We start from the raw sequence: 13,963 nt of genomic DNA, 5'->3' as shown, positions 1-13,963 counted from the left end.
ATCGAGGAGGGTCATGAGCGATCTGCTGCGGTACTGCCTCGGCAAGCCGGGAGCGTGGCGCGACGAACCCTGGGGCGATGTCGTCGCGAAAGTCGGCGACAAGATTTTCGCCTTCGTCGGCGCGGAGGCGGTGACGCTCAAATGCGGGCGCAACCGCCTCGAAGCCGACGAACTGGTGCATATCCATCCCGATGACGTCAGCGCCTCCGCCTATATCGGGCGATACGGCTGGAACACCGTGCGGCTGGGCGGCTCGGTGTCGGATGCGGAAGTGCGCGAACTGATCGATCAGTCCTATGCCGATGTCGTGGCCAAACTGCCGAAGTCCAAGCGGCCGAAGGAGTAACGCGGCATTTGCCGGCACCATCAGCGGCTGTTAAGCGCTTTCCAAGCGGGTCCGTCGATCATTCGCGCGTGCCGTGCCCATCGGGGGAGTTCGCCGACGAAATCCCCGCCGACCAGCCGAGCGCCCCTGCGGCGCAACGACATCCCCGCCCCTGGGCGGTCGAGCCGCGCGCCCCTGGGCCGCGGGGCTCCGGGTCGCGGGACTCGGAGCGATCCGGCGACGAACGCGCCGCGACCGAACACCCGGCACCGCCGCGCGCGACGGACCGGCCGGTGCGGGGCGATATGCGGCGGCGAGCGCGGGAACTGACCGAGGCCGCGACCGCCCTGCTCGGCACCAGTCCCGCCGTAGCGGAACGAATGTTGTTGCAGGCTCTGGATTGTGGCACCGGCGTGCTGTCGGGTGAGCAGCTCGCGCGGCTGTGCTCGCTGGTGGTGACGGCGGTCGGCAACCAGCCGGGCCGGGCGCACGACGTGGCGGCCGCGGCGGCCGTCGCGGCCGAGAGCTGGGCCGGTATCTCCGCCGCCGACGCGGCCCATCACACCCTGCTCGCCGCTCGCGTCCACTACCGCAGCGGTCACCATCGCCTCGCCGCCACGCTGTTCGCCGAGGCCCTCGGCTGCGCTGCGCTGCCCTATCCGCCGGAAGAGATCGCGGTGCTGTACGAGCAGTTCGGACGATGTCTGACGCAGTGCCACCGCCACCGTGCCGCGGCACGGGCCTACACAGCGGGTGCGGCCGCCGTCGCCGGCCGGCCGGAGTGGGACGAACTGCACGGCGACCTGATCGAGGCGGCGGCCCGGTCCCGGCGCTCGGCGCGCAACCCGGCCGCGATGGTGCGGGCGTATCTGTCGGCGCGACGGACGCGGTGAGCACCGGCGTTCCCCGGGCAGCGGCGCCGGGCCTCGTCCCGGCGCATCCGGCCCGGAATCGGCGTCGCCGGGCCCGCTCGAAGGCCGCATCGGCCGACGAGACCCGCCCCCGCCCGGGCCCGCCCAGTAAGCTCGGCATTCGTGCAAAACACAGGCCGGCGCAAACTGGGCGTGATGGGCGGTACGTTCGATCCGATCCATCACGGGCACCTGGTTGCCGCCAGTGAGGTCGCCAACCGGTTCGACCTCGATGAAGTGATCTTCGTACCCACCGGGCAGCCGTGGCAGAAATCCTCGCGGCAGGTCTCACCGGCGGAGGACCGCTATCTCATGACGGTCATCGCCACCGCGTCCAATCCGCGGTTCTCGGTCAGCCGGGCCGACATCGACCGGGAGAAGGCGACCTACACCGTCGATACCCTTCGTGACCTGCAGAATCAGCATCCGGACGCGGATCTGTACTTCATCACGGGTGCGGACGCGTTGGCCAGCATCCTGACATGGCAGGATTGGGCGGAACTGTTCGAGCTGGCGAAGTTCGTCGGGGTGAGCCGTCCGGGGTACGAATTGAATGTCGACCACCTCGAGGAACATCTGCGGAACCAGCCGGCCGATGCGGTCACCGTCATCGAGATCCCGGCCCTGGCGATCTCGTCGAGCGAATGCCGTCGCCGCGCCGCCGAGGGGCGTCCGGTGTGGTACCTCGTTCCCGACGGCGTCGTGCAGTACATATCGAAACGGCACCTGTACGTGCCGGGAGGGAACGGGAAGGTGAGCCCAGCATGAGCGGTCAGGCGCGCAGGAGGCAGCGGAGCATAACCATGGAGCGCCCCGCTCATGCTCGAGGAGAGAACGCATGACGGCATCGGCACAGGCGGTGGAGATGGCGCAGGTCGCCGCGCGGGCCGCCGACGAGAAGCTGGCGACCGACGTCGTCGTCCTCGACGTCTCCGATCAGCTGGTGATCACCGACTGCTTCGTCATCGCCTCCGCGCCGAACGAGCGTCAGGTCAACGCGATCGTCGACAACGTCGAGGAGAAGTTGCGTCTCGCCGGGCACAAGCCGGTCCGCCGCGAGGGCACTCGGGAAGGCCGCTGGGTGCTGCTGGACTACGTCGATGTCGTGGTGCACATCCAGCACAGCGACGAACGCAATTTCTATGCGCTGGAACGGTTGTGGAAGGACTGCCCGCAGGTCGAGGTGCCGGGTCTGGCCGCGCCCGCTCAGGCTCCGGCGAGTGGTAGCGGGGATCCCGCGTGAGCCGCGGGCCCGAAGGGGGGACCGCGCGTGATCCCGAGGTATCCGGGGAACGCGCCGTCGACTCCGGTGTGAGCGACGCACCCGAAGGTGTTGCGTCGGCGGTGGGTTCGCGGGCGTCGAAGTATCCGGGGGTGCGCCGGCTGATCCTGCTGCGACACGGGCAGACGGAATGGAACGCCGCGGACCGCATGCAGGGCCAGATCGACACCGAGCTCAGCGAATTGGGCCGGCGACAGGCGAAAGACGCTGCGCGCGAGCTCGTTTCCCAGGACGCCGTCGCGATCGTCTCTTCGGATCTGCGCCGCGCCTACGACACCGCACTCGCCCTCGCCGAACACAGCGGACTCGAGGTTGTGCGGGACGCGCGGCTGCGGGAGACCAGCCTCGGCGATTGGGAAGGTCTCGACCATCTCGAGGTGGACGCGCGGTATCCGGGCGCGCGCAAGGCGTGGCGGCTGGATCCCACGGTGACTCCGCCGGGTGGGGAGAGCAAACTCGAGGTCGGCGCGCGGGCGCTGCCGGTGGTTCGCGAGCTGTTCGCCGAGCGTGCGGACTGGCCCGGCCGTACCATCATCCTGGTCGCGCACGGCGGGCTGATCGCCGCCCTGACCGCCGCGCTGCTGGAACTGCCCGAGCACAAATGGCCGATCCTGGGTGGATTGGCCAATACCAGCTGGGTGCAGCTGAGCAGCCACGGTCCGGGCATCGATCAGCCGGGTTGGCGGCTGGATGTGTGGAATGCGGCGGCGAAGGTAGCACCTGATGTCCTCTGAACGCTCCTCCGACGACCGGGACGAGCCGGTCCGGCAGGTATCCGACGAACTGTTGCGCAAGGCGTCCGAAGGGCCCGTCCGGCGGTTGCCGGACGCGCTGTTCGGCGGTCCCGTTGCGCCGGTCGAACCGGCCGGGGAATCCGACGCGGCGTCCGAATCGGGCGACGCGGACGACGACGGTGGATCGACCGGACCGCCCGAGGTCGGCGAGGAGGTGCGCACGGCGGGCGAGGAGTCGGCCGAAGGTGGGGCGCAGGATGGCCTGCCCGGGGGTTCCGACACCGCATTCGGCGCAGCTGTTCCCGGCGATCAGACCGTGTCGAGCGCGGCCGTCGACGCCGTCTCCGGAATCGACGAGGCGGTCTCCGCGGACGCACAGCCGAGTATCGCCGTAGGCGCCGAATCGACCGGGGCGCCCGCGAATTCGACGCGCCCCGTGCTGGTCGTGATCGCGGATTCGCTGTCGTACTTCGGCCCGAAGGGCGGACTGCCCGCCGACCATCCGCGCATCTGGCCGAATCTGGTTGCCGCGGAACTCGATTGGGACGTCGAATTGGTGGCGCGGATCGGCTGGACCTGCCGCGATGCCTATTGGGCACTCATCGGCGATCCACGCGTGTGGGCCGCGGTGCCGCGCGCGGGAGCAGTTGTCCTGGCCACGGGCGGCATGGATACGCTGCCGTCGCCGCTGCCCACGGCGCTGCGCGAATTGATCCGGTACCTGCGCCCGCCGGTGCTGCGCCGGCAGGTGCGCACCGGCTATCAGTGGCTGCAACCGCGGCTGTCGAAACTCGGTCGCCCCGTGGCACTTCCGCCGCATGTGAGTATCGACTACCTGGAACAGTCACGGCATGCGCTGGCCCAGTTGCGGCCGGAGCTGCCGGTGGTCTCGGTACTGCCCTCGGTCCACGATTGCGAAGCCTACGGCCGGGTGCACACCGGGCGTGCGCCCGCAGTGCGTGCGCTGCGGGAGTGGTCCACGAAATCCGGTGTGCCGCTGGTGGATCTGGGTGAGGCCGTGCGCGACGACATCTTCTCGGGCGAGGCGAATCCGGACGGGATCCACTGGGGCTGGGAGGGGCATGCGGCGGTGGCACGGGCCATGGTGAAGGTGCTGTCGGAGGTGCGTTCGGTCGAGGCCGGTGCATGAATCGGTTCGGATAGCCGATGGCCGTTGTGGTGGTCACGGATTCGGCGGCGAGCGTTCCCGCCGAACTGGTAGCGGAGTTGGGCATCGTGGTGGTGCCGCTGCATGTGCTGGTCGACGATCGCGCGATAGCGGAGGGCGTCGACGAATGCGAGATCGACTACGGCGCGTCCACGGTCACGACCTCCTCCGCTTCTCCGGGTGAACTACGCGCCGCCTACGAGCGCGCCCTGGAGCTCAGCGCGGGCGATGGTGTTGTGGCCGTGCATATTTCGCGTCAGCTCTCGGCGACTTGGGAGGCCGGGCGGCAGGCCGTGCACGATATGGATGCCGCCGATCGGGTGCGATTGGTGGATTCGCTGAGCGCGGGCCTGGGCACCGGGCTACCGGTCCTCGCCGCGGCTCGTCGCGCGCAGTCGGGTGCGGCGCTGGATGTCGTCTACGACACCGCGGTCGCCGCCGCCGGGCGATCTCGCACGTTCATCGTCGTCAACCGGACCGAGCAGCTGCGTCGCGGCGGGCGGCTCAGCACCGCGGCCATGTTCTTCGGCACCGAACTCGTGACCAAGCCGATACTGCAGATCGTCGACGGGAAACTGGAACTGCGGGAGAAGGCACGGACCCGATCCAAGGCCTTCGCGAAACTCGTTGCCGCAGCGGTCGATGCGGCCGGGGACGACGGGGCGGCGGTAGCGGTTCAGCATCTCGGTGCCGCCGCCGCGGCGGCCACGATCGCCGCACAGCTCGGCGAACTCATCCCCGGTCTGCGGGAGCTCGTGATCGCGGAATTCGGCCCCACGCTCGGCGTGCACGTAGGCACCGGAGCGGTCGGCGTCCTGGTGGTCCCCGGCGGCTGCGGCTGAGCGCCTACCACCGCCGGCCGACGAATTCGGCCCCCGCGCCGCGCGTTGTCCACAGCTCGACCGCTGTCCCCAGACATTTCGAAACCCCAGATCGCGCTCCGCGGCTCGACGCACCGCCCACCTACGGTCACGGTCATGGCGCGACACGAGGATCGGACCCTGCTGCGGCAGCGACTGCACGACGTATCACCCGGGCTGGGAACGCTCGGCACCCTGGCCCCCGGGCCGGGTGACCCAACCCACGACGGGCTGTGGGACCTCGCCCGGTCACCCGCCGACTCGGCCGAACAGCGCCGCGATCCCTCGGGCCGCCCCTCGGGAAGCAGGAATTTCGGCTTCCGTGGTAGCGAACCGGATCTCCCTGCCGTACCGGTGAGCGGCTCCGACGGCGGCCGAACTGTCGTCGCGACGCGACCGGGTGTGGACGCGGGCCTGGACGAAGCCGCCGCCGGTGTGCGGGCCGGCGACCACGGTGGTACCTGGCCGAGGCGGCCATATCCGCCGAGCCGTATCCGGCCGAGGCGCGGCGATGCCGCGTCGCATCCTTCGAGTGCGGGAGCCCCCGACCTGCGCGACGGTGACAGTCGGGAAGAGGACGAAGGTCTCGCGGCGAATGGCGCGGCGGTGACCTTCGCCGAGGCGCCGGAAAGCCCGCGAATTCCGCAGTGGCTCAGTGAGCCGGTGGGAACGGTGACGATCTGGCAGCGGCTGGTTCCGGAGCGATTCCGGGGAGTTCGCATGGATCCGGGGCGGAAGGGGGTGTGGGTGCTGGCCGGTGCCGGCGTGGCGGCCGTGATCGTCGCGGCGGCAGCGGCGCACCGCGACGACCCGGTGGCGGCGCCGGTGGCACCCCTACCGGCCGTGCACACGGCCTCCGTCGAAACCTCCGCCGTGCCCGCACCGGCGGATGGCCCCGGATTGGCCGTGCGGTCCGATCCGCCGGGCCGGGCGACGCCGTTGCCGGCTCCCGGCGGCGATCTGGTGGTCAGCGTGATCGGCTTGGTCGAGCATCCGGGACTGGTGCATCTCGCACCCGGAACGCGGGTCGCCGATGCCGTCGCGGTGGCCGTCGCGCGAGACGGTGCGGACCTCGCCGGACTGAATCTCGCCCAACGGCTCGCCGACGGAGACCAGATTGTCGTCGGTGCACCCGGTCCCGCGAGCGGCCCGCGCCTCGGCAGCATGGTCGTTCCGGGCGCGCCGCATTCGGCCGCGACATCGGGCGCCGTGTCGCCACCGGGACACAAGGTCAACCTCAACACGGCGACGGAACAGGATCTCGACTCTCTCACCGGGGTGGGTCCCACCACCGCCGCGGCCATTATCGGCTGGCGCACTCGGCACGGCCGCTTCACCAGCATCGACCAACTCGCCGAAGTCACCGGCATCGGTCCCGCCAAGCTCGAGCGCCTCCGCGATCAGGTCACCCTGTGAACCCCGGGGGATCCAACGGCAGTCGACTCCGGCCCGAGCCGGTCTCGGACTCCGGGCGCGGCGATGCCGATCAGGGAACGACCGGAACCGGTGCCACCGCACTGGACGCGCGGTTGCTTCCCGCGGCGCTGGGGTGCTGGGGTGTGAGCGTTGCGGGCATATCGCTGGGATGGCGAGCCGGAATGTGGGTGTGCGTCGGGCTCGGAATGGCGGCGGCCGGATCGGGAATCGTATTGGCGCGTGGCCGTTTTCGTGTGCCGCATCGAGCGGGGTGGTGGGTGGTGCTGGCCGCGCTGCTGGCGTCCGCCGGGTTCGGGGTGGCGGCGTCGTGGCAGGCCTATCGCGTGAGTGCTCATCCCCTCGGGCGGCTGGCGGCGGGCAGTGAGGTGACGGCCGAAATGGTGGCGGGAGATCCGAAACCCCTCCCGGCCCGTTCCTTCGGTGGGCGGCAATGGATGATGCGCGCGACGGTGCGCGAATTCTGTTACGGTGCAACATCGGTGCACGGCGATGCGGCGGTGACGGTGATCATGCCGGAGCGAGGCTGGTCGGATCTGGTGCCGGGGCAGCACGTCACCGTCCGGGCTCGGCTCGATCGCCCGTGGCGGCGCGATCTGACGGTCGCTGTACTACGAGCGCAGGGCCCGCCGTCCCGAGTCGGCCCGCGCCCGTGGTGGCAGTCGGCGGCCGCGACGGTGCGGGAAAATCTGTCCGAGGCGGCCCGGCGGGCACTGCCACCGGATGCGGCCGGAGTGCTGCCGGGGCTGATCGACGGCGATATCTCCCGGCTGCCGGATCACGTGCGAGAGGACTTCCAAGCGGTCGATCTCACGCATCTGGTGGCCGTGTCCGGAACGAATGTCTCGATCGTCCTGGCCGGCGTGCTGCTCGCGACCCGCGCGCTGACGCTCGACCCGCGCTGGGCCGCGGTCCTCGCCGGGCTGGCGCTCATCGGATTCGTCATCCTGGCGCGCCCGTCGCCCTCGGTACTGCGGGCGGCGGTGATGGGCGCGATCGCGGTGCTGGCGATGGTGACGGGACGCCGGAAACAGGCGCTTCCCGCCCTCTGTGCCGCGGTGCTCGTGTTGATCGCGTTCTCGCCGCACTTGGCGGTGGATATCGGATTCACCCTGTCGGTGCTGGCCACCGCGGGCCTGATCCTGCTGGCGCCGATCTGGTCGCAGTGGCTCGAACAGCGCGGCTGGCCACCGCTGGTGGCCGAGGCGTTCGGTGTCGCGGCGGCGGCCTTCGCGGTCACCACGCCGATCATCGCGGCACTCACCGGACATGTCAGCGGTGTGGCGATCGTGGCGAATGTGCTGGTCGAGCCCGTCGTCGCCCCGATCACGCTGCTCGGCGTCGGCGCGGCCGCCCTCTCCTGCTGCTGGCAGCCGGCGGCGATCTGGGTGCTGAACCTGGCCGAGCCGCCGCTGTGGTGGTTGCTCTTCGTCGCCGAACGCGGGGCGGCACTGGGGATTTCGCTGCCGATGCCCGCGGGTGCGACGGGCGCGGCACTGGCCGGAGCGCTCATCGGATGTGGTGTCGCCGTACTCGCCCGCCTCGGCTCGCGCCGCCATCGCACCCATGCGGGCCCGGCTCCGCCGCCCGCGCCCGGCGACGGGCCGGTGAACCTGTCACCGGCCACCCGTAGGATCGTGCCGTGACCGATCACCTGGCTGCCTTACATCTGGTACTCGGTGAGGAGGAACTGCTCATCGAACGGGCGGTCGCCTCGATCGTGGCGCAGGCGCGGGCCGCGACCAACGATCCCGACGCGATGCCGGTGGATCGGCTGCGAGCGGGGGATGCGAGTTCCGCCGAACTGGCCGAACTGCTGAGCCCTTCGCTGTTCGCCGAGGATCGGGTGATCGTGCTCGAGGCCGCCGCGGAGGCCGGTAAGGATGCGGTAGCGCTGGTCACCGCGGCCGCCGGTGATCTGCCCGAGGGTGTCGTGCTCGTGGTTCTGCACTCCGGCGGCGGCCGGGCCAAGGCGCTGGCGCCGGCATTGCAGAAACAGGGCGCCGAGGTGCACAACTGCGCCAAGGTCAGCAAGGCGAACGAGCGAAACGAGTTCGTGCGCAACGAATTTCGTTCGGCCGGCGTCCGAGTCGCGGGTGACGTGGTGCAGGCCGTGGTGGAGGCGATCGGATCGGATCTGCGCGAGCTGGCCGCGGCCTGTTCCCAGCTGGCCGCCGATACCGGCGGCAAGGTGACTGTCGACGCGGTGCGCCGGTACTACTCCGGCCGTGCCGAGGTCACCGGATTCGAGGTCGCCGATCTGGCCGTCGCCGGTGATCGCCCCGCGGCCATGGAGGCATTGCGCTGGGCGACCGACCGCGGCGTTCCCGCCGTGCTGCTCGCCGACGCGCTCGCCGATTCCGTGCACACCATCGCGAGGGTCGGATCCGCCGGACGCGGCGATCCGTTCGCGCTGGCCTCGCAACTCGGCATGCCGCCCTGGAAGGTGAAGAAGGCGCAGACCCAGGCGCGCGGCTGGACCGCCGCCACCATCGGCACCGCCCTGCAAGTGGTGGCCGCACTCAATGCCGACGTCAAAGGCGGTGCGGCCGATACGGATTACGCGCTCGAACACGCGCTGGCCACGATCCTGGACCTGCACGCCGCCGCACACTGAGCGGCGGGCCGGGAGGTCACCTCGCCGAGCGGGCGAGGCGGCGGCCGGCCCGGCCGGGCGGCGGTTGCTCGCCGGGCCGCATCGATCGAACCGAGGCGGCGGCCGGACTCAGCGGTGGTTGTGCGTGATGATCTCGCCGACGAGTGCGGGACCCGGGAAGTCGGCCATCACGATGCCGGTCGCGGTGCCGGGACGGGAGCGGAGATAGTCGAGTGCGCGCTGATTCTCGTATTCGGCGTAGCGGTGGGGAAACTTCGCCGGGTCGGGCACCCCGGAGGCCGACAGGAAGTCCATCGACAGTGCGCGGGTGCCGATGGCCGGCGCCCGCGCGAGGTGGGCGGCGACGGCCGCCCATTTGTCCTCGCGAGTGGGTTTGTCCCACAGATCCTGCGCGTCGACCGGCAGACCACGATCGTCGATCCCGTCGGCACGGATGACGATGATGGCGCCGCGCACATCACCCAGCCGGGGAATCGCGGCGGGTCCGGTCGCCGCCGGTCGCCACACCTGCGGATGCCCGTTCAGGTACCGGTCGAGCAGTGGCGGGTCGGGCGGTAACCCACCCGCGTCCTCGCACTGGAACGTCTTGTCCTCGTTCGTACATTCGGCCTTCACCCGCATCAGAATCGTCTCGCGCGGATGCCGGTTCAGGAATTGCTCGGTGACCCGCAGTACGTCGTCGAAACCGGCCTGCTGATAGAAGCTGCCGTGCTGGATGCCGAGATTGCCGGCCTCGTCGCGCCGGACACGGATATCGAGTGCGCGGATGCCGGCCTCGAGCTGGGTGCTCGCGGTCCGTTGCGAGGCGCAGGCGGGCTCGGTGCACCCGGTATCGAATTTCTCCTGGGTGACCACGGCCGGCCCGGCCTTACCGCCGTGGATCGACAGGGTGTCGTGGGTGCCGGGAATCGACATCTCGCCGAGCGAGGTGCTGTCGGGCAGTGCGCCCATCCAGTCCGGATTGCTCGCGGCATCGAGGTGGTCGATCGCGCCGGCGGTGGCTGCCCGGGGCGTCCCGGCGGCCTCGGTGCCCGGCACGGCCGATGCCTGATGTGCGGCAGCGGCGGATCGCGCGGCCGGGACCGACTGATCACACCCGGTCAGCAGCGCGCCCGACACGGCCGCCACCACGAGAAAAAGGCCCGTGCTTCTGCGAATCTCCCCACCCCACACCCGCATCACCGTAGCGGACGTGAAACAACGACAAAAGCCGCCGTGGTCATCTGCGATGCAGATCCTCTGCCACGGCGGCGTTGCGAATGCTGTTGTGCGGCAGAACGATGCCGCGTCGGTTCCGGCCGACGGCCGGAACCCGGGAAATCAGCCCAGCTTGTTGAAGGCCAGCGAGAGAGCGGACTTCTTGTTGGCGGCCTGGTTGGCGTGGATGACGCCCTTCGAGGCGGCCTTGTCCAGGCTGCGGCTCGCCGAACGCATCAGCTCGAGCGCCTTGTCCTTCTCGCCCGCCGCGGCGGCCTCGCGGAACTTGCGGATCGAGGTGCGCAGCGCGGACTTCACCGACTGGTTGCGCACCCGCGCCGCCTCGTTGGTGCGGATCCGCTTCATCTGGGACTTGATGTTGGCCACGCCTGTTCCTCTGATTCCTTCTCGTCAGTTGATGTGCTCTGGATGTTCGTGAAAAGTCTCTGGGCGCACTACACCGAAACGGGTAGCGCCGCGCCGACGATCGAGGTTACCAGCTGGGGTGCTGTGAAGTGAAATCGCTGTGCCGGCGCCCCGGTCAGCGCACCGGTCGCGAGGACGCTCACCCCCAGTTGTACTCCACGCACAGCCGGTGCGCGACGAGATCGAAGGTCTTGCGCGGGAGGATGGCCCCCTCGCGCCGGATTCCGGCCTCGGGCACATCGAGAACGCGATCCAGCCGGACCCAGCTGTCGCGTCCCTCGTAATCCCAAGGACCCGAACCTATTCCGATCCAGTTGTGCTCGGCGCCGCGCGCCGGGTTCGACGAGAGCATCAGACCCAGCAGGGTCTTGCGCTCCCGGCCCACGACCAGTACCGGGCGGTCCTTGCCGTTGGCCGGATCCTCCTCGTACGGCACCCAGGTCCACACGATCTCGCCGGGATCGGCGCGGCCGTCGAGGTGCGGGCAGTAGACGATCTGGCGGGCACGTTCCCGGGTGGGCACCGGAGCCGAGGCCGCCGGCCGCACCGCGACCGTGTCCTTGCGGCGGCCGCCGAGGGCGCGATCCCACATCGAGGAGCGCTGCATCCGGTCGACGAGCTTCGGCGCCTGCTTCTTGACGATCCGGGGCCCCTGCTCCTTGGCAATGGTCCCCAACTGCTTGCCCAGAGAGCTCCATGTGCTGGCCATATCGGCAGAGCTTAACGGCGAAGCGCGTTCGGCTCATCCCTGCCGGATTCGGTTGTGCCCAGCGGGGAATCGAGTGTGCTGCCGCTCACATCCGGGTCGCCGGCCGCGGGAACTGCGCCGTTGCCGCTGATGCCGGCCCGCCGGTGCGTGCACGACCATGCGGTATGCGCACGTAGACTGCCGCATGGCGACTTATCGACTTGTTCACGGGTAGGAGTGTCCCATCAGCACGTTTGCCGACACGACGTTCACCGATCCCTCGCGGATCCGGAACTTCTGCATCATCGCGCATATCGACCACGGCAAGTCCACGCTGGCCGACCGCATGCTGCAGTTGACCGGGGTGGTCGAGGAACGGCAGATGCGTGCGCAGTATCTGGACCGGATGGATATCGAGCGCGAGCGCGGTATCACCATCAAGGCCCAGAACGTGCGGTTGCCCTGGAACGTCGATGGCACCGACTACGTCCTGCACCTGATCGACACCCCCGGGCACGTGGACTTCACCTACGAGGTCTCGCGGGCGCTCGAGGCGTGTGAGGGTGCGATCCTGCTGGTCGACGCCGCCCAGGGCATCGAGGCGCAGACGCTGGCCAATCTGTATCTGGCACTGGACAAGGATCTCGAGATCATCCCGGTGCTGAACAAGATCGACCTGCCCGCCGCCGATCCCGACCGCTACGCCGCCGAGCTCGCCCATATCGTCGGCTGCGAACCCGAGGATGTGCTGCGCGTCTCCGGCAAGACCGGCGTCGGCGTGCCCGAACTGCTCAACAAGGTGATCGAGACGATCCCGTCGCCGGTCGGCGAGGCCGATGCCCCGGCCCGCGCGCTGATCTTCGACTCCGTCTACGACACGTATCGCGGCGTCGTCACCTACGTGCGTGTGGTGGACGGCAAGCTCACCCCGCGCCAGAAGATCAAGATGATGTCCACCGGCGCGACCCACGAACTGCTGGAGATCGGCATCGTCTCGCCGGAGCCCAAGCCCACCCAGGGCCTCGGCGTCGGTGAGGTGGGCTACCTCATCACCGGTGTGAAGGACGTCCGCCAGTCGAAGGTCGGTGACACCGTCACCACCGCGCGCGACGGCGCCACCGAGGCATTGACCGGCTATCGGGAGCCGCGCCCGATGGTCTACTCCGGCCTCTATCCGGTCGACGGTTCGGACTATCCGGATCTGCGTGACGCGCTGGACAAACTGCAGCTCAACGATGCCGCGCTCACCTATGTGCCGGAGACCTCCGTCGCGCTGGGCTTCGGTTTCCGCTGTGGCTTCCTGGGACTGCTGCACATGGAGATCACCCGCGAGCGGTTGCAGCGCGAATTCAACCTCGACCTGATCTCGACCGCGCCCAACGTGATCTATCGCGTGATCATGGAGGACGGCACCGAACACGTCGTCACCAACCCGTCGTTCTGGCCCGAGGGCAAGGTGCGCCAGATCTTCGAACCGGTGACCAAGTGCACGATCATCGCCCCGAGTGAGTTCGTCGGCACCATCATGGAGCTGTGCCAGTCGCGCCGCGGCGAACTGCTCGGCATGGACTATCTGTCCGAGACACGCGTCGAGATGCGGTACACGCTGCCGATGGCGGAGATCATCTTCGACTTCTTCGATTCGCTGAAATCGCGCACCCGCGGTTACGCCTCGCTGGATTACGAGGAGGCGGGCGAGCAGGAGGCCGCACTGGTCAAGGTCGACATCCTGCTGCAGGGCGAGGCCGTCGACGCATTCTCGGCCATCGTGCACAAGGACGCGGCCCAGGCCTACGGCCACAAGATGACCACGAAACTGCGCGAACTCATTCCGCGGCAGCAGTTCGAGGTGCCGATCCAGGCGGCCATCGGCTCGAAGGTCATCGCGCGCGAGAACATCCGCGCGATCCGCAAGGACGTGCTGGCCAAGTGCTACGGCGGCGATATTTCGCGTAAGCGCAAGCTGCTCGAGAAGCAGAAGGAGGGCAAGAAGCGCATGAAGACCATCGGCCGGGTCGATGTTCCGCAGGAAGCCTTCGTGGCCGCGCTCTCCACCGATTCGTCATCGGACAAGCCGAAGAGGTAGTCTCCAAGGTTCCGTGAGATCAGTTGGACCGTTGACCGAGTCGACTGCCGGTTGATCTTGGGGCTTTCCGGTCACGACCGCCGGTGGCAGGCTCAGAAAGTACCGCTGTGGCCTGCCATCCGTCCGCCTGAAAGAAACCTGAAGGATGTGACAGGCAAGTTTTCCGGAAATAAGGTGTAAAAAGACCCAAATTCGGTAACACCCCGTTCGGTTTCGCCAGCCGAACGCTGAGAGC

At 69.1% G+C, this 13,963-nt stretch carries 14 protein-coding genes; 11 read left to right on the top strand and 3 right to left on the bottom strand.

The annotated features are described in order from the left end of the window. Window positions 1-13: 13 nt before the first annotated feature. The 10 genes from NA3_RS07060 (at window position 14) to holA (ending at window position 9,331) form a co-directional block, all read left to right on the top strand. Entirely contained in the window at window positions 14-346 is a 333-nt protein-coding gene (locus tag NA3_RS07060; protein ID WP_062962687.1) for an MmcQ/YjbR family DNA-binding protein, read from the top strand. A gap of 68 nt (window positions 347-414) precedes the next feature. Continuing rightward, window positions 415-1,218, top strand: coding sequence for a hypothetical protein (locus tag NA3_RS07055; protein ID WP_128145390.1), 804 nt, complete (start codon window positions 415-417; stop codon window positions 1,216-1,218). 141 nt (window positions 1,219-1,359) lie between these two features. Next, window positions 1,360-2,004, top strand: coding sequence for a nicotinate-nucleotide adenylyltransferase (gene nadD, locus NA3_RS07050; protein WP_084491294.1), 645 nt, complete (start codon window positions 1,360-1,362; stop codon window positions 2,002-2,004). A gap of 70 nt (window positions 2,005-2,074) precedes the next feature. After that, on the top strand, window positions 2,075-2,479 hold the full coding sequence (rsfS, locus tag NA3_RS07045; RefSeq protein WP_030512814.1) for a ribosome silencing factor: 405 nt from the start codon (window positions 2,075-2,077) through the stop codon (window positions 2,477-2,479). Between the two features lie 101 nt (window positions 2,480-2,580). Continuing rightward, entirely contained in the window at window positions 2,581-3,252 is a 672-nt protein-coding gene (locus NA3_RS07040) for a histidine phosphatase family protein (RefSeq protein WP_062962939.1), read from the top strand. A 385-nt stretch (window positions 3,253-3,637) separates the two neighbouring features. Then, window positions 3,638-4,402 (top strand): diglucosylglycerate octanoyltransferase, encoded by a 765-nt coding sequence (gene octT / locus NA3_RS07035; protein ID WP_062962940.1) that lies wholly within the window; start codon window positions 3,638-3,640, stop codon window positions 4,400-4,402. A 17-nt stretch (window positions 4,403-4,419) separates the two neighbouring features. Then, the gene (locus NA3_RS07030; RefSeq protein ID WP_062962684.1) at window positions 4,420-5,262 is read left to right on the top strand and encodes a DegV family protein; all 843 of its coding nucleotides are present in this window, start codon (window positions 4,420-4,422) and stop codon (window positions 5,260-5,262) included. A gap of 135 nt (window positions 5,263-5,397) precedes the next feature. Further along, window positions 5,398-6,696 (top strand): ComEA family DNA-binding protein, encoded by a 1,299-nt coding sequence (locus NA3_RS35790; protein ID WP_084491292.1) that lies wholly within the window; start codon window positions 5,398-5,400, stop codon window positions 6,694-6,696. Further along, window positions 6,693-8,360, top strand: a complete 1,668-nt coding sequence (locus tag NA3_RS07020) for a ComEC/Rec2 family competence protein (protein WP_063917330.1) — start codon at window positions 6,693-6,695, stop codon at window positions 8,358-8,360. Before NA3_RS35790 ends, NA3_RS07020 begins: the two co-directional genes overlap by 4 nt. Beyond that, window positions 8,357-9,331 (top strand): DNA polymerase III subunit delta, encoded by a 975-nt coding sequence (gene holA, locus NA3_RS07015; RefSeq protein WP_062962683.1) that lies wholly within the window; start codon window positions 8,357-8,359, stop codon window positions 9,329-9,331. Before NA3_RS07020 ends, holA begins: the two co-directional genes overlap by 4 nt. A 108-nt stretch (window positions 9,332-9,439) precedes the next feature. Here the strand turns inward: holA and NA3_RS07010 are convergent, their stop codons facing one another. The 3 genes from NA3_RS07010 to NA3_RS07000 form a co-directional block, all read right to left on the bottom strand. Then, window positions 9,440-10,510 (bottom strand): phosphatidylinositol-specific phospholipase C domain-containing protein, encoded by a 1,071-nt coding sequence (locus NA3_RS07010; protein ID WP_084491290.1) that lies wholly within the window; start codon window positions 10,508-10,510, stop codon window positions 9,440-9,442. A 141-nt stretch (window positions 10,511-10,651) separates the two neighbouring features. Next, the gene (rpsT, locus tag NA3_RS07005; protein WP_039777096.1) at window positions 10,652-10,915 is read right to left on the bottom strand and encodes a 30S ribosomal protein S20; all 264 of its coding nucleotides are present in this window, start codon (window positions 10,913-10,915) and stop codon (window positions 10,652-10,654) included. A gap of 178 nt (window positions 10,916-11,093) precedes the next feature. Beyond that, window positions 11,094-11,663, bottom strand: coding sequence for a type II toxin-antitoxin system PemK/MazF family toxin (locus NA3_RS07000; RefSeq protein WP_062962681.1), 570 nt, complete (start codon window positions 11,661-11,663; stop codon window positions 11,094-11,096). Window positions 11,664-11,886: 223 nt separating this feature from the next. Here NA3_RS07000 and lepA point away from each other — a divergent pair, with 223 nt between their 5' ends. Further along, the gene (gene lepA, locus NA3_RS06995) at window positions 11,887-13,728 is read left to right on the top strand and encodes a translation elongation factor 4 (RefSeq protein ID WP_084491289.1); all 1,842 of its coding nucleotides are present in this window, start codon (window positions 11,887-11,889) and stop codon (window positions 13,726-13,728) included. Window positions 13,729-13,963: the final 235 nt, after the last annotated feature.

Origin of the sequence: Nocardia africana NBRC 100379, assembly GCF_001612635.1 — a bacterium.
In the GTDB taxonomy this organism is placed as follows: Bacteria; Actinomycetota; Actinomycetes; order Mycobacteriales; family Mycobacteriaceae; genus Nocardia; species Nocardia africana.
Note: the sequence above shows the minus strand (reverse complement) of the source record. Positions and strands in the feature narration are given on the sequence as shown.

Bases quoted from the DNA above. Each gene is read 5' to 3' on its own strand.
- NA3_RS07060 (WP_062962687.1), top strand. From the start codon at position 14: ATGAGCGATCTGCTGCGGTACTGCCTCGGCAAGCCGGGAGCGTGGCGC.
- rsfS (WP_030512814.1), top strand. From the start codon at position 2,075: ATGACGGCATCGGCACAGGCGGTGGAGATGGCGCAGGTCGCCGCGCGG.
- NA3_RS07030 (WP_062962684.1), top strand. From the start codon at position 4,420: ATGGCCGTTGTGGTGGTCACGGATTCGGCGGCGAGCGTTCCCGCCGAA.
- NA3_RS35790 (WP_084491292.1), top strand. From the start codon at position 5,398: ATGGCGCGACACGAGGATCGGACCCTGCTGCGGCAGCGACTGCACGAC.
- NA3_RS07010 (WP_084491290.1), bottom strand. From the start codon at position 10,510: ATGCGGGTGTGGGGTGGGGAGATTCGCAGAAGCACGGGCCTTTTTCTC.
- NA3_RS07000 (WP_062962681.1), bottom strand. From the start codon at position 11,663: ATGGCCAGCACATGGAGCTCTCTGGGCAAGCAGTTGGGGACCATTGCC.